Here is a 24,115-nt window from a genome sequence, read left to right as displayed (position 1 = left end):
CGCTCCCACAGGAGACATATTTCAATGTGGGAGCGAGCCTGCTCGCGAAGACGGCCTCACGAGCAATACAAGACTCGGGTCTTAGAACACCGAGACGTAATCGCCCAGCTCGACCTGTACCGATTTGATGCGTGTGTAGTTGGTCAGCGAGCTGATGCCGTTTTCACGGCCCACGCCCGACTGCTTGTAACCGCCAACCGGCATCTTCGCGTCGGACTCGCCCCAGGCGTTGATCCAGCAGATACCGGCTTCCAGTTGATGAATCACGCGGTGCGCGCGGTTCAGGTCTTTGGTGACGATACCGGCGGCCAGGCCGAAGTCGGTGTCGTTGGCGCGGCGGATTACTTCCTCTTCGGTCTCGTAGGACAGGATCGCCATCACCGGGCCAAAGATTTCTTCACGGACGATGGTCATCTCGTCGGTGCAGTCGGTGAACACGGTCGGTGCAACGAAGGCGCCTTTGGCGAATTCGCCGTCGGTCAGACGCTCGCCGCCGCACAGCACGCGGGCACCTTCTTCTTTACCCTTGGCGATGTAGCCCAGCACGCTTTCCATGTGGGCGAAGCTGACCAGTGGACCGAAGTTGGTGTTTTCGTCTTCCGGGTTGCCGATGCGGATGCGCGCTACACGCTCGACGATCTTGGCTTCGAACGCGGCTTTCAGGTGGCTCGGTACGAATACGCGAGTACCGTTGGTGCAAACCTGACCGGAGCTGTAGAAGTTGGCCATCATCGCGGTGTCGGCGGCGCGATCGAGGTCGGCGTCGTCGCAGATGATCAGCGGCGACTTGCCGCCCAGTTCCATGGTCACGTCTTTCAGCGACGAAGCCGAAGCGCTGGCCATGACTTTCTTGCCGGTGTCGGTGCCGCCGGTGAAGGAGACTTTCTCGATGCGCGGGTGCTCGGTCAGCCAGGTGCCGACTTCACGGCCGCTGCCGGTCAGTACGTTGAACACGCCGTTTGGCAGGCCGGCTTCGGTGTAGATCTCGGCCAGTTTCAGGGTGGTCAGCGAGGTGACTTCGCTTGGCTTGAAGATCATTGCGTTACCGGCGGCCAGGGCCGGTGCGGATTTCCACAGCGCGATCTGGATCGGGTAGTTCCACGCGCCGATACCGGCGACCACGCCCAGTGGCTCGCGACGGGTGTAGACGAAGGAAGTGTCGCGCAGCGGAATCTGCTCGCCTTCGATCGCCGGCACCAGGCCTGCGTAGTATTCCAGCACGTCGGCGCCGGTGACGATGTCGACGTATTTGGTTTCGGAGAAGGCTTTACCGGTGTCCAGGGTTTCCAGAGCAGCCAGCTCATCGTTGCGCTCGCGCAGGATGTCGACGGCGCGACGCAGGATGCGCGAACGCTCCATGGCGGTCATCGCGGCCCAGATTTTCTGGCCCTTTTCAGCGCTGACCACAGCACGCTCGACGTCTTCCTTGGTCGCACGTTGCACTTGGGCGAGGACTTCACCGTTCGCCGGGTTGATGGCTTCGAAAGTGGCATCGCTGCCAGCGTCGGAGTACGCGCCATCGATGTAGAGTTTTTGCAGTTCGAAACGGGCCATAGTGTCCTCGCAAGTGCATTAGTGGTTGGCGTCGACCACCGCGCTGAAACTGCGGTGGCGGTTCAGGTACCGAGCGTTTTCTGTGTGCTCTGGCTCACCTGCTTGGCCAATTGGAAATCCATGTATTCGTACGCGATCTGTTGCGCCTGCGCCGTGTCGAAAGCGTCTCCCGACAGCGCGCCGCGCAACCACAAGCCGTCGATCAACGCTGCCAGTCCACGCGCGGCGCTGCGCGCATCTTCGAGCGGCAACACACGGCGGAACTCGCAGCACAGGTTGGAATACAGACGGTGATCGTTGATCCGCTGCAACCTGTGCAAAGACGGCTGGTGCATGCTGGTGGCCCAGAAGGCCAGCCAGGTTTTCATTGCCGGGCCATTGACCTGGCTGGCGTCGAAGTTGCCTTCGATAATCACCTGCAGATGCGCCCGTGGGCTGCTGTCTGCCAGCGCCTGACGGCGCGCGGTGACGTTCTCGCTGAGGACATTCATCAGATACCGCATCGTGGCGGCAATCAGGCCGTTCTTGTCCTGAAAATAGTGACTGATGATGCCATTCGAGACACCGGCCAAACGGGCGATCAGCGCAATGCTGGCGTCCCCCATACCGACCTGATCGACCGCCTGCAACGTGGCTTCGATCAGTTGTTGGCGGCGGATGGGTTGCATACCGACCTTGGGCATCTTGCACATCTCCTTAGGCCTTCCGAAGGGCGATAAACGCCTATCGGATTGAGGGCCAGTCTATTTTGTTTTGATTGAACGTTCAATCAACAAAGAATAAGATCTGCGACAAATCGTCGCTGCCTACAGATTTTTTCTGCTTGTAAATGGCGATAAAACGACATCCGAAAATGCTTGAAACCTGCGTGGGGCATGGCGCGGTTCGCTGTTCGATGGACGTGTTGAATGGGCAAGACGCTCGGGGCCAGGTTTCGGATGAACGTCCGCACAGCTTTGGCCACGAAAGCGATTCGCAACGCCATTTCGGCAGGTTCGGGCTTTTTTCGGGGTGTCTTTATATCACCCGCCGGTCGGCTGCCAACTAACCGATTGGTCGGGTTCCGTGTTGCCTTGTGTTCTTCTCTCGCACTGCCTGGAGCATTTGTGCCATGAGTTCTGCCTCTCTTATAAAGACCCCGCCCGAGAAGGTGACGGTCAACGGTTGGGTGTTTTACACCTCTACCGCGTTGATTCTGTTGTTGACCGCCATTCTGATCATCGCCCCGCAAGAGGCCGGCAGATTGTTGGGTATCGCTCAGGCCTGGTTGTCGCGCAGCTTCGGCTGGTACTACATGGTGGTGATCGCCGCCTACCTGGTGTTTGTGGTGGGTCTGGCGTTTTCCTCCTACGGCAAACTCAAACTGGGCAGCAAGGACGACACTCCGGATTTCAGTTACGGCGCCTGGGCGGGGATGTTGTTCTCGTCGGGTATCGGCATTTCGCTGCTGTACTTCGGCGCCTCCGAGCCGCTGGACCATTACTTCAATCCGCCGGAAGGCGCAGCGGCCACCAACCTGGCCGCGCGTCAGGCGGTGCAACTGACCTTCCTGCACTGGGGCCTGCACGGCTGGGCGATCTATGCGCTGGTCGGTCTGGCCGTGGCGTACTTCGCTTACCGTCATAACCAGCCATTGGCCCTGCGTTCGGCGCTATATCCGCTGGTCGGCGAGCGTTGGGTCAAAGGCGCGGCCGGTCACGCGGTGGACGGCTTCGGCATGTTCGTGACCCTGCTGGGTCTGGTGACCAACCTGGGGATCGGCTCGTTGCAGGTGTCCTCGGGCCTGGAAAACCTGTTCGGCATGGAGCACAGCAACACCAACCTGCTGATCGTGATCATCGTAATGAGCACCGTGGCGACCATCGCTGCCGTGTCCGGCGTGGAAAACGGCATTCGTCGTCTGTCCAACCTGAACATCGTGCTGTTCAGCGGTCTGCTGATTTTTGTCCTGCTGTTCGGCCCGACCCTGCACCTGCTCAACGGCTTCGTGCAGAACATCGGCGACTACCTCAACGGCGTGGTGCTGAAGACCTTCGACCTGTACGTCTATGAAGGCGACAGCGCCAAGTCCGACCGCTGGCTGGGCCTGTGGACCCTGTTCTACTGGGCCTGGTGGATTTCCTGGGCGCCATTCGTCGGCATGTTCATCGCGCGTATTTCCCGTGGTCGTACCGTGCGTGAGCTGGTGGCCGGCGTGCTGCTGATTCCGCTGGGCTTCACCCTGGCGTGGCTGTCGATCTTCGGTAACTCGGCACTGGATCTGGTGATGAACCAGGGGGCGGTGGAACTCGGCAAGACGGCGCTGGAACAACCGTCGATGGCGATCTACCAGTTGCTGGAACACTACCCGGCGTCGAAAGTCGTCATCGGTGTGTCGATCTTTGTTGGTTTCGTGCTGTTCCTGACCCCGGCCGACTCGGGCGCGGTGATGATGGCGAATCTGTCCTGCAAGGGCGGCAACGTTGATGAAGATGCGCCGCACTGGCTGCGGATCTTCTGGTCGGTGGTGATCACGCTGGTGACCATCGGTCTGCTGTTCGCCGGTAACTTCGAAGCCATGCAAACCATGGTGGTGCTGGCCGGTCTGCCGTTCTCGGTGGTGCTGGTGTTCTTCATGTTCGGGCTGCACAAGGCGATGCGCCAGGACGTGCAGATCGAACAGGAGCAGGCGCAACTGGCTGAGCGCGGTCGTCGTGGTTTCAGCGAGCGTCTGACGCAGCTGGATCTGCAACCGAGCCAATCGGTGGTGCAGCGCTTCATGGACAAACATGTGACGCCGGCACTGGACGACGCGGCTGCGCAACTGCGTGCACAGGGTCTGGAAGTGCAGACGCTGCTGGGCAAATCCAAGCGCTGCATGGGCGTGCGCGTCGAGATGGAAGAGGGCAACCCTTTCGTCTACGAAGTGAGCCTGGACGGCTATCTGGCGACCCCGACCGAATCGGCCCAGTCCGATGAAGCGCGCCAGCGTTACTACCGCGCCGAGGTGTATTTGCACAACGGCAGCCAGGACTACGACCTGATGGGCTTCACGCAGGATCAGATCACACGCGATGTGCTCGATCAGTTTGAAAGCCATCGGCAGCTCCTTGGCCGGGTCTATAGCTAAGTTGTAGGTGGTGCGGTGTTTCTGTCCGATGCACCGCGCCGCATTCTTCGCGAGCAAGCCCGCTCCCACATTGGAATGCATTTTAACTGTGGGAGCGGGCTTGCTCGCGAAAGGGCCATCAGCCACAACACGGTTTGACCTGATTCCCTGACAAACAAAAACGCCGCGATCCTCTCGCGGCGTTTTTGTGTCTGCGGTTCTTACCCCAGGTTCTTGCCCAGCAACGCGTGATACAGCTCGCTGTCGCCAAGTATCCCCACCACATGGTTGTTGTCGTGCAGCACCAGTTTGTTGCCGGTCTGGTAGCGAATCTGCAGCGCGTCGCGCATGCCGATGTTCGAGTCCACCAGGGTCGGCTTGCGCTCCAGCGCTTCCACCGCTTGCCCCGGTGCCCAGTTCTGCAGGTTCAGCACCGAACCGTTCTGCCGCGCACCCTTGATTGTGTTGCCTTCGGCCAGGTCCAGCCACGAATCGCCGCCCGGGTCGAGGCACACCGAACCATTGATGCGTTTGCAGTTGTCCAGCGTGCGCATCAGGCTGCGCCCGCACAGAACGTTGAGCGGGTTGGTATGGGCCACGAAGGTGCGCACATAGTCGTCCGCCGGGTTGAGTACGATCTCTTCCGGCACGCTGTACTGGATGATCCGGCCGTCCTTCATGATCGCGATGCGGCTACCCAGTTTCAGTGCTTCGTCGAGATCGTGACTCACAAACACGATGGTCTTGCTCAGCTTGCGTTGCAGTTCCAGCAGTTCATCCTGCAGGCCCTGACGGATCAGCGGGTCGAGTGCCGAGAACGGTTCGTCCATCAGCAGAATGTCGGCGTCCATCGCCAGTGCCCGGGCCAGGCCGACACGCTGCTGCATGCCGCCGGAGAGTTCATCGGGCTTCTTGTTGCGCCATTGGGTCAGGCCGACCAGTTCGAGCTTGTCGTCGACCAGCTTGCGCCGTTCCTTTTCCGGTCGGCCCTGCATCTCCAGACCGAAACTGATGTTCTCGCGCACCGTCAGCCACGGCATCAGGGCGAACTTCTGGAACACCATGGCGATGCGTTTGGTGCGCATCATTTTCAGTTCGGCCGGGGTGCAGGAAGCGATATCGATCTGCTTGCCTTCGTGCTCGACGAACAGCTTGCCGCGACTCACGGTGTTGAGGCCGTTGATGCAGCGCAGCAGGCTCGACTTGCCGGAGCCGGACAGGCCCATCAGTACGCAGATCTCGCCCTTGTTGATGTCCAGACTGGCCTTTTCCACGCCGACGATCTGCCCGGTCTTTTTCAGGATCTCGCTGCGGGTCAAACCTTGATCGAGAAGTTTCAGTGCTTCGCGCGGATCCTTGGTGAAGATCACGTCAACGTTATCGAAGCGAATTATGCTCATGCGTCACCCCCTACTTTGGCGTCGGGTTGTTTGCAGATACGGTCGAGCATGATCGCCAGCAGTACGATCGCCAGGCCCGCTTCGAAGCCCAAGGCGATATCAGCAGTGTTCAGTGCGTTGACCACCGGTTTGCCGAGTCCGTCGGCGCCTACCAGTGCCGCGATCACCACCATCGACAGCGACAGCATGATGCACTGGGTGATGCCGGCAGCGATGCTCGGCATGGCGTGAGGCAGTTCGATCCGTGAGAGCAATTGGCGACGCGAGCAGCCGAAGGCCTTGCCGGCGTCCATCAGTTCTTGCGGGACATCGCGGATGCCCAGGTAGGTCAGGCGGATCGGTGCTGCGATGGCGAACACCACCGTGGAGATCAGGCCCGGCACCACACCCAGCCCGAAGAGGGTCAGGGTAGGAATGAGGTAAACGAAGGTCGGTACGGTCTGCATCAGATCGAGTACCGGACGCATTAAAGTGTAGAACATCGGCTTGTGCGCAGCGACGATGCCCAGCGGTACGCCGATGACCACGCAGACCAGGGTCGCGAACATGACCTGGGCGAGGGTTTCCATGGTTTCCTGCCAGTACCCCAGGTTGAGGATCAGCAGGAACGAGGCAATCACAAAAACAGTCAGCCCCCATTTGCGCTGGATGAAATGCGCGAGCAGGGCGATGAGGCCGATCAAGACAAAGGGATTGAACCAGGTCAGCGCAAACGTCACGCCGTGGATCATCGTTTCCAGTGTCACGGCGATTGCGTCGAAGGTGCTGGCGCCGTGTTGCGTCAACCATTCAACGAAGCCCGCGATGTACTGGCCTAAAGGGATTTTCTGATCAATCAGCATGGTAGTGAACGTCCGCATGCAAGGAATAAACAGCCCGGGCGAGCGAACTCGCCCGGCGTAAGGCAATTACTGTGCGAGCTTGGCTTTCACGGCCTCCAGGCCTGGTTTACCGTCAATGGTGGTCACGCCAGCGAGCCAGGTATCGAGCACCTGAGGGTTCTTTTTCAGCCAGGCCTTGGCGGCCGCTTCAGGCTTCATCTTGTCGTCGAGGATGTTGCCCATCAGGGTACTTTCCATGTCGACGGTGAACTCCAGGTTCTTCAGCAACTGACCGACGTTGCTGCATTCGGTGGTGTAGCCCTTGCGGGTGTTGGTCGCCACGGTGGCAGCACCGAAATCGGGGCCGAAGAAGTCATCGCCGCCGGTCAGGTATTGAATCTTGAAGCGCTTGTTCATCGGGTGCGGCGCCCAGCCGAGGAAGACCACGGCGGTGTCGCGTTTCTGCGCGCGGTCGACCTGCGAGAGCATGCCCGCTTCGGACGATTCGACGACCTTGAAGCCGGCGGTTTTCAAACCGAAAGCGTCCTTGTCGATCATGCTCTGGATCAGGCGGTTGCCGTCGTTGCCAGGCTCGATACCGTAAATCTTGCCATCGAGCTCTTTCTTGAATTTGGCGATGTCGGCGAAGTCATGCAGACCCTTGTCGTACAGGGCTTGCGGTACGGCGAGGGTGTACTTGGCACCTTTGAGGTTGGTGCGCACCACTTCGACGGTGCCGGCATCGCGGTAGGCCTTGATGTCGTTTTCCATGGTCGGCATCCAGTTACCGAGGAACACGTCCATGTTCTTGCCGTCGGCCAGCGACTTGTAGGTCACGGGCACGGAGATCATGGTGGTCTTGGTTTTGTAGCCGAGGGCGTCGAGCACCACCGAGGTGGTGGCGGTGGTGGCGGTGATGTCGGTCCAGCCGACATCGGAGAAGTTAACGGTACTGCACTGCGCCGGTTCTGCAGCTTGCGCCAGTAACGGCAGACTCAGCATGGCGGCCAACAACAACGACGGGGAACCTTTCATGGATGGACTCCTTGGTGTTTTTTTTGGCAGTGTTCCGACTGTGGACCACCGCACTTATAGGTTGCGGTTGGATGGCGTTCTGGAGACAGCTCTACCACGGCGCCTTGCAATCGAGTCATAACGATCATGTACCAGTGAAAATCTGACGCCTACAGGGTGGGTCGTATCCAGTACAGGGATGGTCGCATCCAGTGTCAGTGACGTCGTTTACAGCTTTTTTCCGCCCCGTTTGGCCATCTGAGCCGCATAAAAACGGCGAAAACACGGGAGGAAACCGGCACGGCGTTGGTGGGCATGAGTGCGTCGGTGTCAGACGCCGAGCGACCTGACAAAAGCCTGATGATGCGGGCATTCCGGCGGATCGCAGCTTGAGCGTAGCAGCTCCGCCAGCGGGCGCTTAACGCCCGGGAACGGCATCCTCAGGAGCTCTGCAGCAATGGCTATCAGCGTTTTCGACCTGTTCAAAATCGGCATCGGCCCGTCCAGTTCCCACACCGTCGGCCCGATGCGCGCCGCCGCCTTGTTTGTCGAAGCGCTGCGCGACCGGCACCTGCTGGAGCAGGTACGGCGTATAGAAGTGCAACTGTTCGGCTCACTGTCGGCTACCGGTATCGGCCACGGCAGCGACAACGCAGTAATCATGGGCCTGATGGGCGAATGGCCGGACGCAATCGACCCGTCGCAGATCGGCCCGCGCATTCAGGCGCTGCGTGAAACTCACACGCTGTTATTGGATGGTCGTCTGTCGGTGCCGTTTGTCTGGGCCCGCGACATGCGTCTGATCGATGAAAACCTGCCGTTCCATCCCAACGCCATGACTCTGGTTGCCGAAGGCGATCACGGCGAGATTCATCGCGACACCTACTATTCGGTCGGTGGCGGTTTTGTCGTGGATCAGGCGCAGGCATCCAGCGGTGTGGTCGATCTGGATCGCACCGAATTGCCTTATGACTTTTCCAGCGCGGTGGAACTGCTGCAGCTGTGCCAAAAGAACAACCTGCGCGTCGCCGAACTGATGATGGCCAACGAAAAGGTCTGGCGCAGCGAAGAGGAAATCCGTGCCGGGCTGATGAAGCTGTGGCGGGCGATGCAGGATTGCGTCGAGCAGGGCCTCAAGCACGAAGGCATCCTTCCCGGCGGTCTCAATGTGCGCCGGCGCGCGGCCAAGTTGCATCGCAGCCTGCAGGAGTTGAACAAGCCCAACGTGATCGGCTCGACCCTCAGTGCCATGGAGTGGGTCAACCTGTTTGCCCTCGCGGTCAATGAAGAAAACGCTGCCGGCGGGCGCATGGTCACGGCGCCGACCAATGGCGCGGCGGGGATCATCCCGGCGGTGTTGCACTACTTTATGAAGTTCAGCGAAGCGGTCACCGACGCCAATGTGGTCGATTACTTCCTGGGCGCGGCGGCGGTGGGGATTCTGTGCAAGAAGAACGCCTCGATCTCCGGTGCCGAAGTCGGCTGCCAGGGCGAGGTTGGTTCGGCCTGCGCGATGGCGGCGGCGGGGTTGGCGGAGATTCTCGGCGCGACGCCGGAGCAACTGTGCAACGCGGCGGAAATCGGCCTGGAACACAACCTCGGCCTGACCTGTGATCCGGTCGGCGGCCTGGTGCAGGTGCCGTGTATCGAGCGCAACGCAATTGCCGCTGTGAAGGCGATCAACGCAGCGCAGATGGCCCTGCGTGGCGATGGTCAGCACTTCATCTCGCTGGACCGGGTGATCCGCACCATGCGTGATACCGGCGCCGATATGCATGACAAATATAAAGAGACCTCGCGGGGTGGTTTGGCGGTTAGCGCCGTAGAATGCTGAGACCGAGATGTCCTGTGGCGAGGGGATTTATCCCCGATGGGCTGCGAAGCGGCCCCAAATCCTGCAATCGAGTGTTGCCTGACACACCGCGCTGAATGGTTTACGGCTGCTGCGCAGCCGATCGGGGATAAATCCCCTCGCCACAGGATTTATGTTTGATTTGGAAGCGTCAGACCAGTCAAAACTGCTCGCTAACGGAACACACATAACCGCAGGCGCCACCTTTTAGCGCGTCGCAATCAGATAAGAGCTTTTCCCACTCGCAGTGCGCCATTCGCACTCCCTGCCGTCCGTCACCCGTGCTTGCGGTGACACTCTGAAACAACTGCGCGCAAGCCCGTTCCCACAAGTGCTACCGATCTGCTCACGGGCAGCGGGGCAGGGCTCTCGGCGCCGCTGATGGCACTTCGAAACACCGTGTGTCCGACGTCTTGAATAGACACGTCGCGACGTCGTTTTCAGGAGTTATTGAACAGCCATTCAATTTTAGGCATGGCAATTGCTCTGTCATAACAAAGCCCGTCTCCCACGCGAGAACGCCGGCAATAACAAGAGCCTCCGCCTGAGGCCATCACCCGCTTTGTGTGAGGAGATACCGCGATGACGTCGTTCAACTCCGGGGCCCAACCCCAGAACCGTGCGCCTCAATCCATCGGCTTTCTGCTGCTGGACAATTTCACGCTGATTTCTCTGGCCTCCGCAGTCGAGCCCCTGCGCATGGCCAACCAATTGTCCGGTCGTGAGCTGTATCGCTGGAGCACCCTGACCGTCGATGGCGGCCAGGTATGGGCCAGTGACGGTCTGCAAATCACCCCCGATGCCTCCATGCACAAAGCCCCGCCCCTGGACACCGTGATCGTCTGTGGCGGGATCGGCATTCAACGCACCGTGACCCGTGAACACGTGTCATGGCTGCAGAGCCAGGCGCGTCAGTCCAAGCGTCTGGGCGCGGTGTGCACCGGCAGCTGGGCTTTGGCTTGCGCCGGTCTGCTCGACGGGTTCGATTGCAGCGTGCACTGGGAATGTCTGGCGGCGATGCAGGAAGCATTCCCGCGCGTGGCCATGAGCACGCGCCTGTTCACCCTCAACCGTAACCGTTTCACCAGTTCCGGCGGCACCGCGCCACTGGACATGATGTTGCACCTGATCAGCCGCGATCATGGGCGTGAACTGTCCGCCGCGATCTCGGAAATGTTCGTCTACGAGCGCATCCGCAACGAGCAGGATCACCAGCGCGTGCCGCTCAAGCACATGCTCGGCACCAACCAGCCGAAGCTGCAGGAAATCGTCGCGCTGATGGAAGCCAATCTGGAAGAGCCGATCGACCTCGACGAACTGGCGGTGTACGTCGCCGTGTCGCGTCGACAGCTGGAGCGGCTGTTCCAGAAATACCTGCACTGCTCGCCGTCGCGCTACTACTTGAAGCTGCGCCTGATCCGCGCGCGGCAATTGCTCAAGCAAACGCCGATGTCGATCATTGAAGTCGCGTCGGTGTGTGGTTTCGTCTCGACGCCGCACTTCTCCAAGTGCTACCGCGAATACTTCGGCATTCCGCCGCGTGACGAACGCGTAGGCTCCAACACCACGCAGCAGGTGGCGATGCTGCCGCTGCCGCAGGCCATCGTGATGTCGCCGCTGTCGGGACCGATGTCGGCGTTGAGTCAGGCGCGTAATGAGTCGACGTTTGCCAGCGTAAGGCTGTAGACCGCGTCGATCTTATCGCTGGCAAGCCAGCTCCCACAGATTCCGTGGTGATACAGATATTCTGGTCACACCGAAAATTCCTGTGGGAGCTGGCTTGCCAGCGATGACGGCCTGTCAGGCGCTGTGGGTCTGTTGGAACTGCGCCAACGCCGGCAACAACTGCTTGTCGATCGCCTGGCGCACCGCAGGCTGGATACTGGCGCCGCTGGTGTACATGTCCTTGACCATCTTGCGCAATTCAAACGCGCGAACATTGTCCAGACCACGCACCGCACACTCACAGGCCTGCTCGGCGGTCGAACCGCTCGGCACCTGAAATCCCAATGCCTTGAGCTGGCCCAACAAGTCTTCCTGATCGATCAAATCGGCATACATCATGGCGCGCTTCCTTCTTCGGCAACGGAGGTCGTGACTCGATTCTGGTGGGCATGTGGAGGCACGGCAAGGGCGATTTGTCGCAGTGGCTGCGACGGCTATGAACAGGTCGTTTTCGGCTAACTCAGTGCCAAGGGGAGTCGGCACACTGACCTCAGCTCGCTACAGACGGTTTGGTCACCCTCGACTGGCAGCTCCTCAACAGTACCCTCTGCCCCGATCCTGTCACGGCTTGTATCGGGGCTTTTTTTGCCTGTGAATCCGGGAGAGGGGTGTGGTTGGCGCTGACGCCTTCGCGAGCAGGCTCGCTCCCACATTTGAAATGCATTTCCAGTGTGGGAGCGAGCCTGCTCGCGAAGAACGATGACGCGGTTTACCGTTGCAACACCAGAATCCGCGACAACAACTCATCCCGATCGATGTAGCAGCCCTGGAAATGCCGCGCCCCGGTCGCTGGATCAAACGCATTGCGCGCATGCAGCGTGCGGCGGTTATCGAAGCACCACAGCTCCCCCGGATTGAGTCGCTGCATCAGGCGAAACCGTGGCTCGCGGGTCATCGCAATCAAGCGCCGATAGGCCCGATACAGCAGCGGCATCTGCTCCACCGATGTATCGAACGCCCCGCGCAAAAAGTTCGCCATGCGAATCTCCGCAACCCGGCCCAACGCGTCCAGCGCAATGATCGGCGCCAGGCAGCGATAGTCGCTGTGGCGATCCTTGTTGCGGAATTCCACGGGGATCTCGCACAGCGCCTGAAACAGCTCCGGTGCTTCCTGACGCAACGCGTTGGCAATCGCAAAACCATCGACAAAAATACTCTCGCCACCCTCGGCATCATTCACCAGGCAATGCAGAAATTGCAGACCCGGTTGCAGTTCGCGAGTCGGCAAGTCGGTGTGCAACGGCAGGTTGAAAGCGGTGTAGGCGTTGCTGTCGGCATCGGTCTTGGACTGCACGTTGAACAGCACGCCGAAGTTGCTCTCGCGGATGAACGAAATGCGCTGCGCGATCAGCTTCAGCGAACCCGGTTCGGTGGGCACGCCGCGCACCTGAGTCAGGCCGATGTCGCGTACCGCGATCAACCATTGCAGCAGCGCGCCGTTGTCGTTCATCAGCGCTGAATATTCGAATACCGGTAGCTGCAAATCGCTGCGCCACAGGTAAGCGTTGGGTTTGGCCGCCAGACGTTCGGCGCGGGACTCGTCGTCATAGGCGTGCGCACGCAGCCAGCCCGGATCGAAGCGACTGCGATGGCCATCCTGCCAGTCGATCTGCAGACAGCCGTCGCTGTCGATGTGCGCGTTGGCTGGGGCCAGATCCGGCGCGGCATCGACGATCTCGAATACCTGCTCACGGGTGACGTTGTAGACGCACTGCTCGCACGGGCAGTTATCTCGCAACCAGACGTGATGGAACGGGCTGACGCGGCCGTCGGCCCAGGCAAGTGAAACGCGATCCGCCAGGTTCTGCACGCCGCTCAGCGCGCTGATCAACGGATAAGTACGGAAATCGGCAACAGCGGCAGCGGTGTGCATGGCGGCTCCTTGCGTGGGAGGGATTAACGGGCGGGTGGCAGAGCGATGACACGGCCGATGTAAGCCGGGGCGGGCAGATCGACTTGCTCGGCGGCGATGGCTTGCAGGCGGCTCAAGGTGTTCGGGGTGAACGGCGCGGAACGTGGGCCGGCGAGATCGACGTGCAACAGCATCTGCTCGTTACCGGCCAGTTCCTTTTCGTCGCCGGCCAGGTGCAGGCTGTGATAGAGGTGCAGGCGTTTGCTGTCGTGACCGATGATCTGCGTGCGCACCTCGACCTCGGCGTCGAGCTTCACTTCGTGCAGATAATTCAGGTGCAGTTCGAGGGTGAACAACGAGTGGCCGCTGGCTTCGCGGTTGTTGCTGTCCATGCCGAGACGGTCCATCAGTGCGTCGGTGGCGTAGCTGAAGATCAACAGGTAAAAGGCGTCGCGCAGATGGCCGTTGTAGTCGACCCAGTCGGGGATTATGGTGGTTTGGTAGGTGGTGAGAGTGGGCATGGTGTCAGATCCAACATTAATAGTGACTGGGCTGCCGTCTTCGCGAGCAAGCCCGCTCCCACATTGGAATGCGGTCACCTGTGGGAGCGGGCTTGCTCGCGAAGGGGCCGGAACTGCTGAGCAAGGATCACTCGCTGAAACTCATTCCATGCTTTTCCTTGGTGGTCTTCACCGCCTCCAGCACCGCCAGCAGGCAATCATCACGATAACGCTCCAGCGCCGAAATGCTGTGGCGGCCAAGCTGATCGCTGGTGCCATCGACCACATCGTCGATCAGCTTGTCGGTCAGTTCCGGTGCCGGTAGATAAGTCCACGGCAACTGCAACGCCGGGCCGAACTGCGACATGAAGTGACGCATCCCCGCGTCACCGCCGGCCAGCGTATAGGTCAGGAACGTGCCCATGAACGACCAGCGCAGACCGGCGCCAAAACGGATCGCGTCGTCGATCTCGCCAGTAGTCGCCACCCCGTCGTTGACCAGATGCAGCGCCTCACGCCAAAGCGCTTCGAGCAGACGGTCAGCGATGAATCCCGGCACTTCCTTGCGCACATGCAACGGACGCATGCCGAGGGATTCGTAGACTTTCATCGCCGCTTGCACGGCCTCGGGCGCGGTGTTCTTGCCGCCGACCACTTCCACCAGCGGCAGCAGGTAGACCGGGTTGAACGGGTGACCGACTACGCAGCGTTCAGGGTGGGTCGAGCTCTCGTAGAACTCGCTCGGCAACAGGCCGGAAGTGCTCGATCCAATCAACGCATTGGGCTTGGCCGCTGCGCTGATTTTGCTGTGCAGATCGAGTTTCAGCTCGAGGCGTTCCGGGGCGCTTTCTTGAATGAAATCGGCATCGCGTACGCACTCCTCGATGGTCGCGACAAAACGCAGTCGCTCTTGCGATGCGCCGGGCGCCAGGCCGTTTTTCTCCAGCGCACCCCAGGCATTGGCCACGCGTTTGCGCAGCGCAGCTTCAGCGCCGGGCGCCGGGTCCCAGGCCACCACGTCGAGGCCATGGGCGAGGGCACGCGCGACCCAGCCGCTGCCGATGACACCGCTGCCGAGGGCGGCGAAGGTTTTGATGTTGGTGATAAAGCTCATGGCGATTTCCTGAGAGAGTTCGGTGGTCCTGTGGAAACTCTGTCTTGTGGCGAGGGGATTTAGCGAAACGTCGCACCGCCCCGATCAACTGCGAAGCAGTCGTAAAACCAGCACTCTCGGTCTATCTGATGCCCCGGATTGTCAGGTCTTGGGGCGGCTTCGCCACCCATCGGGGATAAATCCCCTCACCACAGAATTCATTTCACAGAGGGAAATGAGTGCTGGGTCAGCCGCGCTGGGTCAGGCCCATCTTCTTGCGGCCCTCAGCCGGGGTCAGCACGCGAGCGCCGAGGCGGCTGAGGATCTCGCTGGCGCGTTCGACCAGTTGGCCGTTGGTGGCCAGCACGCCCTTGTCCAGCCACAGGTTGTCTTCCAGGCCGACCCGCACGTTGCCGCCGAGCAGCACCGCTTGCGCGGCCATCGGCATCTGCATGCGGCCGATGCCGAACCCGGCCCACACCGCATCGGCGGGCAGGTTGTCGACCATAGCTTTCATGGTGGTGGTGTCGGCCGGCGCACCCCACGGGATGCCCAGGCACAGCTGGAACAGCGGGTTGTCGAGCAAGCCTTCCTTGATCATCTGCTTGGCGAACCACAGGTGGCCGGTGTCGAAAATTTCCAGCTCGGCCTTCACCCCCAGCTCGGTGATGCGCTTGGCGCCGGCGCGCAGTTGCGCCGGGGTCGAGACGTAAATGGTGTCGCCGTCGCCGAAGTTCAGCGTGCCGCAATCGAGGGTGCAGATTTCCGGCAGCAGTTCTTCAACGTGGGCCAGACGGGTCAGCGGGCCGACCAGGTCGGTGTTCGGGCCGAACTCCATCGGGTGCTCGCCAGCGCCGATTTCGAGGTCGCCGCCCATGCCGGCGGTGAGGTTGACGATGATGTCGACGTCGGCCTCACGGATGCGCTCCATCACTTCGCGGTACAGCGCCACGTCACGGCTGAACTTGCCGGTCTGCGGGTCACGCACATGGCAATGCACAACGGTGGCGCCGGCCTTGGCCGCTTCTACGGCCGCCGCTGCAATCTGTTTCGGAGTGACCGGCACGTGGGGGCTTTTGGCGGTCGTGTCGCCAGCACCGGTAAGTGCGCAGGTGATGATGACGTCGTGGTTCATGGTGCGGTTTCCTTCAGGCGTGATGGGTCTGTTCGCAGCCCTTTCTCGGGCTGCGAAGCGTGTGTTCGGGCTTGGGCTATTTGCTGGTCAGTTGCAGGTTTTCAGCGGCCGGTTTGCCGTCGAAGGTGGTTACACCTTCCAGCCAGCGCTGTTTGTCTTCGGGGTGATCCTTGAGCCATTGCTTGGCCGACTCGAAGGCGTCCTTGTGATCGAGCAATGGCTGCATCATCCGGCTCTCGTCTTCGGCGGTGAACGTCAGGTTGTTCAGCAGCCGACCGATGTTCGGGCACTGTTCAGCGTATTTCGGCGCGGTGACAGTCCATACCGTGGCCATGCCTTCGTTCGGGCCGAGGGCGTCTTCGCTGCCAGTGAGGTAAGTCATCTTGACGTTGACGTTCATCGGGTGCGGCGCCCAGCCGAAGAACACCACGGCTTCCTTGCGGCGTACGGCGCGGTCAACGGCGGCGAGCATCCCGGCTTCGCTGGACTCGACCAGCTGGAATTTGCCGAGACCGAACTGGTTCTTGGTGATCATCGCCTTGATCTGCGTATTGGCGCCCGAACCCGGCTCGATGCCGTAGATCTTGCCGCCCAGTTCCTTCTCGAATTTGGCGATGTCGGCGAAGGTTTTCAGGCCCTTGTCCGCCAGATAGGTCGGCACCGCGAGGGTGGCGCGGGCGTCCTTCAAGCTTGGCGCCGGCAGGACCTTGACCTGGTTGGCGTCGACGAACGGGGTGATGGTCTGGGTCATCAGCGGGTTCCAGTAACCGAGGAACAGGTCCAGACGCTGATCGCGGATCCCGGCGAAGATGATTTGCTGGGAGGCGCTGGTTTGTTTGGTGCTGTAGCCGAGGCCGTCGAGCAGGACCTGGGTCATGGCACTGGTGGCGATCACGTCGGTCCAGTTGACGACGCCCATGCGCACGTTCTGGCACGACGCAGGTTCGGCCGCCATGACGCTGGCGCTCAAGAAAGCGGTACCGCTGAGTGCAAGAACACAGCTGCTGATCAGTCGTTTCATGTCGGGTTCCTCGGCAGGTCGTTATTGTGAGTTCCGGCATCTGGCGTGCCGGTGATGCAAAGTTACGCAGCAACGGCCCCGTGAAAGCGCACTGCGGCGACTGGCATTTGCACTGTAGCGACCTGTGCGCTTGAACGCTGATGACAATCGGCGTATCAACGTTCCACGCTACCCGCTAACCGAGTGCGCCCATGTCCCAGGATTTCTACTTTCTGCTGATGCCGGGGTTTTCCGCCATCGGCTTTATCTCCGCGATCGAACCGCTGCGGGTGGCCAACCGCTTTCGTGGCGAGCTGTACCGCTGGCACGTGCTCAGCGCCGATGGCGGGGCAGTGCTGGCGAGTAATGGCATGTCGGTCAACGCCGACGCGGCGCTGGAGCCGCTGAAGAAAGGCGCGACGCTGTTGGTGGTGGCCGGATTCGAACCGCTGAAGTTCGCCACGCCGACCCTTGAGCACTGGCTGCGACGCCTGGACAACGAAGGCGTGACCCTTGGCGCTATCGACACCGGCAGCTTCGTCCTCGCGGAGGCCGGCCTGCTTGACGGCCATCGCCTGACCCTGCACTGGGAAGCCATCGATGCGTTCAAGGAATCTTATCCACAGCTCAGCGTGACTCAGGAACTGTTCGAGATTGACCGGCGGCGCATCACCTCGGCGGGCGGCACGGCGTCTATCGATCTGATGCTTGATCTGATCGCCCAGGCCCACGGCCCGCAACTGGCGATTCAGGTCAGCGAACAATTCGTGCTGGGGCGGATTCGTCCGCGCAAGGACCACCAGCGCATGGAAGTCGCCACGCGCTACGGCATCAACAACAAGAAGTTGGTGCAAGTGATTGGCGAGATGGAACAACACAGCGAACCACCGCTGACCACGCTGCAACTGGCGGAATCGATCAAGGTGACACGGCGGCAACTGGAGCGCCTGTTTCGGCTGCATCTGAACGACACACCGAGCAATTTTTATCTGCGCCTGCGATTGGAAAAAGCCCGGCAGCTGTTGCGCCAGACCGATATGAGTGTGCTCGAAGTCAGCATCGCCTGCGGGTTTGAATCGCCGTCGTATTTCACCCGCAGCTACCGCGCGAAGTTCGCCCGCTGCCCCCGCGAAGACCGGCGTACCGCCCAAGCCTGAATGAATGTACACAAAACCAATGTGGGAGCGGGCTTGCTCGCGAATGCGGTGGATCAGTCAACTCATGTGTCGACTGACACTCCGCATTCGCGAGCAAGCCCGCTCCCACATTTTTGATCTTCAGTGTCTGAAGAAAAGGTTACTTCTTCACCAACGCCGAACACGCCGCCTTGTAAGCCTCATGCTGATACTTGTTCAGCGTCCCCGGCAGCTCAAAGTTGTGCTTCTTGGCCTGCGCATTGATCGTCTGCGGCGACAACAGCGTCACCTCACACCCATCCAGCAACTGAAACACCCCCTCGATCTTGAACGTGGTCGGCCCACCGGCAAACTCACCCTTCTTGCTGCGCTTCTTGATCGCAATCCGGTCAATCGAATGCTCGCGCACAAACGAAGCGACCTGCGCCGCGAAGCGTTTGACGTTGGCTGCCTCGTCATCATCGTCGAGGGCGATTTTCTTGGTGTTGAGCGCCACATGGCTCAGCGTTGCCCCGTCAAGGGAGGCCACGGCGATGATCGCTTCGCTGCCTTTGATTTCGATGCCGCAGATGTTCATGGGAATTCCTTTGAATAAAGAGGGCAGCCTACAACTCAAGCTGATTGGCGGTGATGCCGAACGCTGCGGCAATTTTCTCGCGTGTGGCCTTGCGAGGCTTGGCGACTGTTTCCTGCTGAGCAAACGCCGGTTGTGAAATACCCATGCGTTTGGCGACTTCTTCCTGAGTCAAGTTGAGATATTCACGCCAGGCACGGATCGGTGTCGCCCCGTCGACCATCCGACTGACGACTTCATGGGGAATCAGGTCGGGCTGCTTTTTCTGCGCAATGTACTGCGCGTAAGGGATGACGACGAAGGCTGGGTTGCCTTCAGCGTCGTTGATGATTTGGATGTCAGTAGGTGCGTTCATCGCGTTTCTTGACCTCTTGAATACTGATCACTTTGATTGCGCCATCCCAGTCAAACATGACTCGATAATTGCCGACGCGCAGGCGGTAGGCGTAGTCATGGCCAATCAGTGCTTTGACATTGCCCACATCAGGCATGTCGGCGAGCGACGTAACGGCATCTCGAACCTTTACCTGATGCACAGAGTGCAATTTCAAGAGTTGCTTAACGGCCTTTCGTGTCCAGTGGATGCTGTTCATGGAAGAATATAAGTCTTTTATAAGATTCGCGAATCTTTGCTTATGTTTCTTCGGAGGCCAATCAACAATCGTTGACAGCATGTTGCGTGAAAGGCCCGCAGCTTCGGGCGTTCAAGAAATTTGTGTAGGCGAGGTCGGAGTACTTTGTAGGAAGAGGGGATAGTGCGGCTGAAAGCTGGAGGCAGTTCCAGCTTTCAGCGGAACATTCAGGATCATTCCTGCCCAATCGACTCCAAAAACTCCGACCGTTCGTCACTCATCCGCGCCACACAGTCATTCTGCGCAATCTTGAACGCTTTGCTCCCTTCGGTGGCCGGGAAGGCTTCCACGGCGCAATCGGCGTCGCGGGTTTTCAGCCATTGTTGCTGGGCGGTTTTCAGTTTGGCGGTGATGTCGGCCAGTTGCGCGGCGTTTTTGCCGTAGGTGGTCTGCATGCGCTCGTTGAGGCTGGCGTAGTTGTCCTTGAGCAGGTCTTCGGCGGTGCTGCGGCTGTAGGTCGAGCATTCCAGGGTCTGGACGTCGTTTTCCACCGCGTCGCACGGGTTGTTGTCGGTCTCTTCGGCGGCGTGTACGCCAGTCGCCATCAGTGCCAAAGCCAGGAAGATCGATTTCATGGTTGTCGCCGCTCTAATCCAGTGATGTATCCAAGATGCGCCAGATTCTGGCTCAAGCGTGCGGGCTTGAACAGGTAGCTGATCGGAGCGCCTGGCGACCCTTTGTCGCGGATTGACGCTTTCGGCAATTCCCCTGTCGTTTTTGCACCCGGTCGCCCCGGCACCGAGGCATATGCTGGCCCCAAAGCGCCGGCAGACGATTCGGCGCATGAATCGCCAATAAGGGGACGCCTGATGAGCCCAGCCGAATTACACGCCGACAGCATCGTTATCGACGGTCTGATCATTGCCAAATGGAACCGCGAGCTGTTCGAAGACATGCGCAAGGGCGGTCTGACGGCGGCCAACTGCACTGTGTCGGTGTGGGAAGGCTTTCAGGCGACCGTGAACAATATTGCCGCCAGCCAGAAGCTGATCCGCGAAAACAGTGACCTGGTGATGCCGGTGCGCACCACCGCCGACATCCGTCGCGCCAAGGAGCAGGGCAAGACCGGCATCCTTTTCGGCTTCCAGAATGCCCACGCCTTCGAAGACCAGATCGGCTATGTCGAGGTGTTCAAGCAGCTCGGCGTCGGCATCGTGCAGATGTGCTACAACACCCAGAACCTGGTCGGCACCGGCTGCTACGAGCGTGACGGCGGCCTGTCGGGCTTCGGTCGCGAAATCGTCGCCGAGATGAACCGCGTCGGCGTCATGTGCGACCTGTCCCACGTCGGTTCCAAGACGTCCGAAGAAGTCATCCTCGAATCGAAAAAACCAGTCTGCTATTCCCACTGCCTGCCGTCGGGTCTGAAAGAGCACCCACGCAACAAGTCCGATGCTGAACTGAAGTTCATTGCTGACCACGGCGGTTTTGTTGGCGTGACCATGTTCGCGCCATTCCTCGCCAAGGGCATCGATTCGACCATCGACGATTACGCCGAAGCCATCGAATACACCATGAACATCGTCGGCGAAGACGCCATCGGCATCGGCACCGACTTCACCCAGGGGCACGGCCAGGACTTCTTCGAATACCTGACCCACGACAAGGGCTACGCCCGTCGTCTGACCAGCTTCGGCAAGATCATCAATCCGCTGGGCATCCGCACCGTCGGCGAGTTCCCGAACCTGACCGAAACCCTGCTCAAGCGCGGCCACTCCGAGCGTGTGGTGCGCAAGATCATGGGCGAGAACTGGGTGAACGTCCTCAAAGACGTCTGGGGCGAATGAATAACTCTGGAGCCTACTCCGCTCGCCGATAGCTGCGTCAGGTCCTCGCGCCAAACTCGCCGTACGTCCCGTACTGTCTCGCTTGTCGCTCCGGTCCTTCCTTGCTCTCGACGTGCTCGCTACGGCTCCAAAGTCATTCATACGGCTTGTTTATAAGAGCAAAGCAAAAGCTTCGCTCGGCACCAACCACGAATTTTCTGGAGTTAAGTTTCCATGGCCAAGATCGCCCCGCAATTGCCAATCGAAGTCGACAGCGAGACCGGTGTCTGGACCTCCGACGCCCTGCCGATGCTGTACGTGCCGCGTCACTTCTTCGTCAACAACCACATGGGTATCGAGGAAGTGCTGGGCGCCGACGCCTATGCCGAAATCCTCTACAAGGCCGGCTACAAGTCCGCCTGGCACTGGTGTGAGAAAGAAGCCGAGTGCCACGGCCTGGAAGGCGTCGCGGTGTTCGAGCACTACATGAAGCGCCTGTCGCAACGCGGCTGGGGCCTGTTCAAGATTCAGGACATCGACCTCGACAAAGGCACCGCCAGCGTCAAGCTCGAACACTCCGCGTTCGTCTACGTCTACGGCAAGGTCGGGCGCAAGGTTGACTACATGTTCACCGGCTGGTTTGCCGGCGCCATGGACCAGATCCTCGCCGCTCGCGGCAGCAAGATTCGTACGGTTGCCGAGCAAGTCTACGGTGGCTCCGAAGAAGGCCACGACGACGGCCTGTTCACCGTCAAGCCGTTGTAAGTCGAGGAACCCGCCATGGCTTTCGAAGCAATGTTCCAGCCGATCCAGATCGGCAAACTGACCATCCGCAACCGCGTGCTCAGCACCGCGCACGCCGAGGTCTACGCGACCGACGGTGGCATGACCACCGAGCGCTACGTCAAATACTACGAAGAGAAAGCCAAGGGCGGCATTGGCCTGGCGATCTGCGGCGGTTCGTCGGTGGTCGCCATCGACAGTCCGCAGCAATGGTGGAGTTCGGTCAACCTGTCCACCGACCGGATCATTCCGCACTTCCAGAATCTCGCCGACGCCATGCACAAGCACGGCGCCAAGATCATGATCCAGATTACCCACATGGGCCGGCGCTCACGTTGGGATGGTTTCCACTGGCCGACCCTGATGTCGCCGTCGGGTATCCGTGAACCTGTGCACCGTGCGACCTGCAAGACCATCGAGCCGGAAGAAATCTGGCGGGTGATCGGCAACTACGCGCAAGCGGCGCGTCGCGCCAAGGCCGGTGGCCTGGACGGCGTCGAGTTGTCTGCCGTGCACCAGCACATGATCGACCAGTTCTGGAGCCCGCGCGTCAACAAGCGTACCGATGAATGGGGTGGCAGCTTCGAAGGCCGGATGAAGTTTGGCCTGGAAGTACTGAAAGCCGTGCGTGCCGAGGTCGGCGACGACTTCTGCGTGGGCATGCGTATCTGCGGTGACGAGTTCCACCCGGATGGTCTGTCGCACGAGGACATGAAGCAGATCGCCAAGTATTACGACGACACCGGCATGCTCGATTTCATCGGCGTCGTCGGCTCGGGTTGCGACACCCACAACACCCTGGCCAACGTGATTCCGAACATGAGCTATCCGCCGGAGCCGTTCCTGCACCTGGCGGCCGGAATCAAGGAAGTGGTCAAGGTGCCGGTGCTGCACGCGCAGAACATCAAGGACCCGAACCAGGCCACGCGCATCCTTGAAGGCGGTTACGTCGACATGGTCGGCATGACCCGCGCGCACATCGCCGACCCGCACCTGATCGCCAAGATCAAGATGGGCCAGATCGACCAGATCAAACAGTGCGTCGGCGCCAACTACTGCATCGACCGTCAGTATCAAGGTCTGGACGTGCTGTGCATCCAGAACGCCGCGACCTCTCGTGAATACATGGGCGTGCCGCACATCATCGAGAAGTCCACAGGCGTCAAACGCAAAGTGGTGATCGTTGGTGCCGGCCCGGCCGGGATGGAAGCAGCACGCGTCTCTGCCGAGCGTGGCCACGACGTGACCCTGTTCGAGAAGAAAGAATTCATCGGTGGGCAGATCACCACCGCGTCGAAAGCGCCGCAACGTGACCAGATCGCCGGCATCACCCGCTGGTTCCAGCTGGAGCTGGCGCGGCTGAAAGTCGACCTGCGTCTGGGCACTGCGGCCGATGCGGCAACCATCCTCGATCTGCGTCCGGACGTGGTGGTGCTGGCGGTCGGTGGGCATCCGTTCCTTGAGCAGAACGAACACTGGGGCGCCGCCGAAGGCTTGGTGGTCAGCAGCTGGGACGTGCTCGACGGCAAGGTCGCGCCGGGCAAGAACGTGCTGGTCTACGACACCATTTGCGAGTTCACCGGGATGTCGGTCGCCGACTTCCTCGCTGACAAGGGCAGCCAGGTCGAGATCGTCACCGACGACATCAAACCGGGCGTGGCCATCGGCGGTACATCGTTCCCGACTTACTACCGCAGCATGTACCCGAAAGAAGTGATCATGACCGGCGACATGATGCTGGAAAAGGTCTACCGCGAAGGCGACAAACTGGTGGCGGTGCTGGAGAACGAATACACCGGCGCCAAAGAGGAGCGGGTGGTCGATCAGGTGGTGGTGGAAAACGGCGTGCGTCCGGATGAGGAAATCTACTACGCGCTCAAGGAAGGCTCGCGCAACAAGGGCCAGATCGATGTCGAGGCGCTGTTCGCGATCCAGCCGCAACCTTCGCTGAGCGAGGCGGGCGACGGCTACTTGCTGTTCCGCATCGGCGACTGCGTGGCGCAGCGTAATACCCATGCTGCGATCTATGACGCGTTGCGCCTTTGCAAAGACTTCTAAGACTTGCACCAAACCCTGGGGGAGCGAGCCTGCTCGCGAATGCAATCTGTCAGTTGACGATGATGTCGACTGACCCAGCGCTTTCGCGAGCAGGCTCGCTCCCACAGTAAAGCGGACCGTGTTTCTCCAGGC

22 protein-coding genes are annotated in these 24,115 nt (G+C 60.3%); 7 read left to right on the top strand and 15 right to left on the bottom strand.

Annotated elements, in window-relative coordinates; all coding sequences use genetic code 11:
• Nucleotides 1–81: 81 nt before the first annotated feature.
• Both betB and betI read right to left on the bottom strand, forming a co-directional pair.
• The gene (gene betB, locus ACOYXG_RS24770; RefSeq protein WP_027610639.1) at nucleotides 82–1,554 is read right to left on the bottom strand and encodes a betaine-aldehyde dehydrogenase; all 1,473 of its coding nucleotides are present in this window, start codon (nucleotides 1,552–1,554) and stop codon (nucleotides 82–84) included.
• A gap of 62 nt (nucleotides 1,555–1,616) precedes the next feature.
• Nucleotides 1,617–2,237 carry a transcriptional regulator BetI gene (gene betI, locus ACOYXG_RS24765; RefSeq protein WP_041063389.1) on the bottom strand — a complete coding sequence of 207 codons (621 nt, stop codon included), beginning with the start codon at nucleotides 2,235–2,237 and terminating at the stop codon, nucleotides 1,617–1,619.
• 428 nt (nucleotides 2,238–2,665) lie between these two features.
• On the opposite strand from betI, the gene betT reads away from it, so the two are divergent.
• Entirely contained in the window at nucleotides 2,666–4,663 is a 1,998-nt protein-coding gene (gene betT, locus ACOYXG_RS24760) for a choline BCCT transporter BetT (protein WP_097089039.1), read from the top strand.
• A 200-nt stretch (nucleotides 4,664–4,863) separates the two neighbouring features.
• Here the strand turns inward: betT and choV are convergent, their stop codons facing one another.
• The 3 genes from choV to ACOYXG_RS24745 all read right to left on the bottom strand — a co-directional run bounded on the left by choV (nucleotide 4,864) and on the right by ACOYXG_RS24745 (nucleotide 7,898).
• Nucleotides 4,864–6,042 (bottom strand): choline ABC transporter ATP-binding protein, encoded by a 1,179-nt coding sequence (gene choV, locus ACOYXG_RS24755; protein WP_007962646.1) that lies wholly within the window; start codon nucleotides 6,040–6,042, stop codon nucleotides 4,864–4,866.
• On the bottom strand, nucleotides 6,039–6,884 hold the full coding sequence (gene choW, locus ACOYXG_RS24750) for a choline ABC transporter permease subunit (protein WP_007962645.1): 846 nt from the start codon (nucleotides 6,882–6,884) through the stop codon (nucleotides 6,039–6,041). The genes choV and choW overlap by 4 nt, the downstream gene beginning before the upstream one ends.
• Before the next feature lie 66 nt (nucleotides 6,885–6,950).
• Nucleotides 6,951–7,898: a choline ABC transporter substrate-binding protein gene (locus ACOYXG_RS24745; protein ID WP_027610641.1), complete on the bottom strand. Its 948-nt coding sequence runs from the start codon at nucleotides 7,896–7,898 to the stop codon at nucleotides 6,951–6,953.
• Between the two features lie 436 nt (nucleotides 7,899–8,334).
• On the opposite strand from ACOYXG_RS24745, the gene ACOYXG_RS24740 reads away from it, so the two are divergent.
• Entirely contained in the window at nucleotides 8,335–9,711 is a 1,377-nt protein-coding gene (locus ACOYXG_RS24740; RefSeq protein ID WP_007962642.1) for an L-serine ammonia-lyase, read from the top strand.
• Nucleotides 9,712–10,311: 600 nt separating this feature from the next.
• A complete protein-coding gene (gene gbdR / locus ACOYXG_RS24735; protein ID WP_460354485.1) occupies nucleotides 10,312–11,415 on the top strand; it encodes a choline metabolism transcriptional regulator GbdR in 1,104 nt (367 codons plus the stop codon).
• 114 nt (nucleotides 11,416–11,529) lie between these two features.
• Here gbdR and ACOYXG_RS24730 read toward each other — a convergent pair whose 3' ends face one another.
• The 6 genes from ACOYXG_RS24730 to ACOYXG_RS24705 all read right to left on the bottom strand — a co-directional run bounded on the left by ACOYXG_RS24730 (nucleotide 11,530) and on the right by ACOYXG_RS24705 (nucleotide 17,055).
• Nucleotides 11,530–11,793, bottom strand: coding sequence for a hypothetical protein (locus ACOYXG_RS24730; RefSeq protein ID WP_041063364.1), 264 nt, complete (start codon nucleotides 11,791–11,793; stop codon nucleotides 11,530–11,532).
• 370 nt (nucleotides 11,794–12,163) lie between these two features.
• Nucleotides 12,164–13,327, bottom strand: a complete 1,164-nt coding sequence (locus tag ACOYXG_RS24725) for a gamma-butyrobetaine dioxygenase (protein WP_336838999.1) — start codon at nucleotides 13,325–13,327, stop codon at nucleotides 12,164–12,166.
• Nucleotides 13,328–13,350: 23 nt separating this feature from the next.
• Nucleotides 13,351–13,827, bottom strand: coding sequence for a thioesterase family protein (locus ACOYXG_RS24720; RefSeq protein ID WP_336839001.1), 477 nt, complete (start codon nucleotides 13,825–13,827; stop codon nucleotides 13,351–13,353).
• A 127-nt stretch (nucleotides 13,828–13,954) separates the two neighbouring features.
• A complete protein-coding gene (locus ACOYXG_RS24715) occupies nucleotides 13,955–14,920 on the bottom strand; it encodes an L-carnitine dehydrogenase (protein ID WP_460354481.1) in 966 nt (321 codons plus the stop codon).
• 226 nt (nucleotides 14,921–15,146) lie between these two features.
• Complete coding sequence (locus ACOYXG_RS24710; protein WP_086793588.1) at nucleotides 15,147–16,034, bottom strand: beta-keto acid cleavage family enzyme; 888 nt, start codon at nucleotides 16,032–16,034, stop codon at nucleotides 15,147–15,149.
• A 76-nt stretch (nucleotides 16,035–16,110) separates the two neighbouring features.
• A complete protein-coding gene (locus ACOYXG_RS24705) occupies nucleotides 16,111–17,055 on the bottom strand; it encodes a choline ABC transporter substrate-binding protein (RefSeq protein ID WP_336839006.1) in 945 nt (314 codons plus the stop codon).
• Between the two features lie 191 nt (nucleotides 17,056–17,246).
• Here ACOYXG_RS24705 and ACOYXG_RS24700 point away from each other — a divergent pair, with 191 nt between their 5' ends.
• Nucleotides 17,247–18,191, top strand: a complete 945-nt coding sequence (locus ACOYXG_RS24700) for a GlxA family transcriptional regulator (protein ID WP_123454170.1) — start codon at nucleotides 17,247–17,249, stop codon at nucleotides 18,189–18,191.
• A 139-nt stretch (nucleotides 18,192–18,330) separates the two neighbouring features.
• Here ACOYXG_RS24700 and ACOYXG_RS24695 read toward each other — a convergent pair whose 3' ends face one another.
• The 4 genes from ACOYXG_RS24695 to ACOYXG_RS24680 form a co-directional block, all read right to left on the bottom strand.
• Nucleotides 18,331–18,747 (bottom strand): DUF3010 family protein, encoded by a 417-nt coding sequence (locus ACOYXG_RS24695; protein WP_064589572.1) that lies wholly within the window; start codon nucleotides 18,745–18,747, stop codon nucleotides 18,331–18,333.
• Nucleotides 18,748–18,775: 28 nt separating this feature from the next.
• Nucleotides 18,776–19,099, bottom strand: coding sequence for a helix-turn-helix domain-containing protein (locus tag ACOYXG_RS24690; protein WP_096795712.1), 324 nt, complete (start codon nucleotides 19,097–19,099; stop codon nucleotides 18,776–18,778).
• Nucleotides 19,083–19,337, bottom strand: coding sequence for a type II toxin-antitoxin system RelE family toxin (locus ACOYXG_RS24685; protein ID WP_096795711.1), 255 nt, complete (start codon nucleotides 19,335–19,337; stop codon nucleotides 19,083–19,085). The genes ACOYXG_RS24690 and ACOYXG_RS24685 overlap by 17 nt, the downstream gene beginning before the upstream one ends.
• A 212-nt stretch (nucleotides 19,338–19,549) precedes the next feature.
• Complete coding sequence (locus tag ACOYXG_RS24680; protein ID WP_097089169.1) at nucleotides 19,550–19,951, bottom strand: lysozyme inhibitor LprI family protein; 402 nt, start codon at nucleotides 19,949–19,951, stop codon at nucleotides 19,550–19,552.
• Between the two features lie 234 nt (nucleotides 19,952–20,185).
• Between ACOYXG_RS24680 and ACOYXG_RS24675 the strand changes: the two genes are divergently transcribed.
• From ACOYXG_RS24675 to dgcA, 3 genes are all read left to right on the top strand, one after another.
• Nucleotides 20,186–21,163 carry a dipeptidase gene (locus ACOYXG_RS24675; protein WP_007962626.1) on the top strand — a complete coding sequence of 326 codons (978 nt, stop codon included), beginning with the start codon at nucleotides 20,186–20,188 and terminating at the stop codon, nucleotides 21,161–21,163.
• A gap of 213 nt (nucleotides 21,164–21,376) precedes the next feature.
• Nucleotides 21,377–21,907: a DUF5943 domain-containing protein gene (locus ACOYXG_RS24670; RefSeq protein WP_007926354.1), complete on the top strand. Its 531-nt coding sequence runs from the start codon at nucleotides 21,377–21,379 to the stop codon at nucleotides 21,905–21,907.
• 15 nt (nucleotides 21,908–21,922) lie between these two features.
• The gene (gene dgcA, locus ACOYXG_RS24665; RefSeq protein ID WP_460354472.1) at nucleotides 21,923–23,983 is read left to right on the top strand and encodes a dimethylglycine demethylation protein DgcA; all 2,061 of its coding nucleotides are present in this window, start codon (nucleotides 21,923–21,925) and stop codon (nucleotides 23,981–23,983) included.
• Nucleotides 23,984–24,115: the final 132 nt, after the last annotated feature.

The organism is Pseudomonas sp. G3-39 (genome assembly GCF_054790485.1).
Note: the sequence above shows the minus strand (reverse complement) of the source record. Positions and strands in the feature narration are given on the sequence as shown.

What these genes read in the sequence shown, in the direction of transcription:
- ACOYXG_RS24700 (WP_123454170.1), top strand. Translation starts at nt 17,247, where the DNA reads ATGTCCCAGGATTTCTACTTTCTGCTGATGCCGGGGTTTTCCGCCATC.
- ACOYXG_RS24740 (WP_007962642.1), top strand. Translation starts at nt 8,335, where the DNA reads ATGGCTATCAGCGTTTTCGACCTGTTCAAAATCGGCATCGGCCCGTCC.
- ACOYXG_RS24720 (WP_336839001.1), bottom strand. Translation starts at nt 13,827, where the DNA reads ATGCCCACTCTCACCACCTACCAAACCACCATAATCCCCGACTGGGTC.
- ACOYXG_RS24725 (WP_336838999.1), bottom strand. Translation starts at nt 13,327, where the DNA reads ATGCACACCGCTGCCGCTGTTGCCGATTTCCGTACTTATCCGTTGATC.
- betT (WP_097089039.1), top strand. Translation starts at nt 2,666, where the DNA reads ATGAGTTCTGCCTCTCTTATAAAGACCCCGCCCGAGAAGGTGACGGTC.
- ACOYXG_RS24705 (WP_336839006.1), bottom strand. Translation starts at nt 17,055, where the DNA reads ATGAAACGACTGATCAGCAGCTGTGTTCTTGCACTCAGCGGTACCGCT.
- ACOYXG_RS24730 (WP_041063364.1), bottom strand. Translation starts at nt 11,793, where the DNA reads ATGATGTATGCCGATTTGATCGATCAGGAAGACTTGTTGGGCCAGCTC.
- choV (WP_007962646.1), bottom strand. Translation starts at nt 6,042, where the DNA reads ATGAGCATAATTCGCTTCGATAACGTTGACGTGATCTTCACCAAGGAT.
- ACOYXG_RS24695 (WP_064589572.1), bottom strand. Translation starts at nt 18,747, where the DNA reads ATGAACATCTGCGGCATCGAAATCAAAGGCAGCGAAGCGATCATCGCC.
- betI (WP_041063389.1), bottom strand. Translation starts at nt 2,237, where the DNA reads ATGCCCAAGGTCGGTATGCAACCCATCCGCCGCCAACAACTGATCGAA.
- ACOYXG_RS24745 (WP_027610641.1), bottom strand. Translation starts at nt 7,898, where the DNA reads ATGAAAGGTTCCCCGTCGTTGTTGTTGGCCGCCATGCTGAGTCTGCCG.
- ACOYXG_RS24690 (WP_096795712.1), bottom strand. Translation starts at nt 19,099, where the DNA reads ATGAACGCACCTACTGACATCCAAATCATCAACGACGCTGAAGGCAAC.
- ACOYXG_RS24710 (WP_086793588.1), bottom strand. Translation starts at nt 16,034, where the DNA reads ATGAACCACGACGTCATCATCACCTGCGCACTTACCGGTGCTGGCGAC.
- choW (WP_007962645.1), bottom strand. Translation starts at nt 6,884, where the DNA reads ATGCTGATTGATCAGAAAATCCCTTTAGGCCAGTACATCGCGGGCTTC.
- ACOYXG_RS24715 (WP_460354481.1), bottom strand. Translation starts at nt 14,920, where the DNA reads ATGAGCTTTATCACCAACATCAAAACCTTCGCCGCCCTCGGCAGCGGT.
- ACOYXG_RS24670 (WP_007926354.1), top strand. Translation starts at nt 21,377, where the DNA reads ATGGCCAAGATCGCCCCGCAATTGCCAATCGAAGTCGACAGCGAGACC.
- betB (WP_027610639.1), bottom strand. Translation starts at nt 1,554, where the DNA reads ATGGCCCGTTTCGAACTGCAAAAACTCTACATCGATGGCGCGTACTCC.
- dgcA (WP_460354472.1), top strand. Translation starts at nt 21,923, where the DNA reads ATGGCTTTCGAAGCAATGTTCCAGCCGATCCAGATCGGCAAACTGACC.
- ACOYXG_RS24675 (WP_007962626.1), top strand. Translation starts at nt 20,186, where the DNA reads ATGAGCCCAGCCGAATTACACGCCGACAGCATCGTTATCGACGGTCTG.
- ACOYXG_RS24685 (WP_096795711.1), bottom strand. Translation starts at nt 19,337, where the DNA reads ATGAACAGCATCCACTGGACACGAAAGGCCGTTAAGCAACTCTTGAAA.
- gbdR (WP_460354485.1), top strand. Translation starts at nt 10,312, where the DNA reads ATGACGTCGTTCAACTCCGGGGCCCAACCCCAGAACCGTGCGCCTCAA.
- ACOYXG_RS24680 (WP_097089169.1), bottom strand. Translation starts at nt 19,951, where the DNA reads ATGAAATCGATCTTCCTGGCTTTGGCACTGATGGCGACTGGCGTACAC.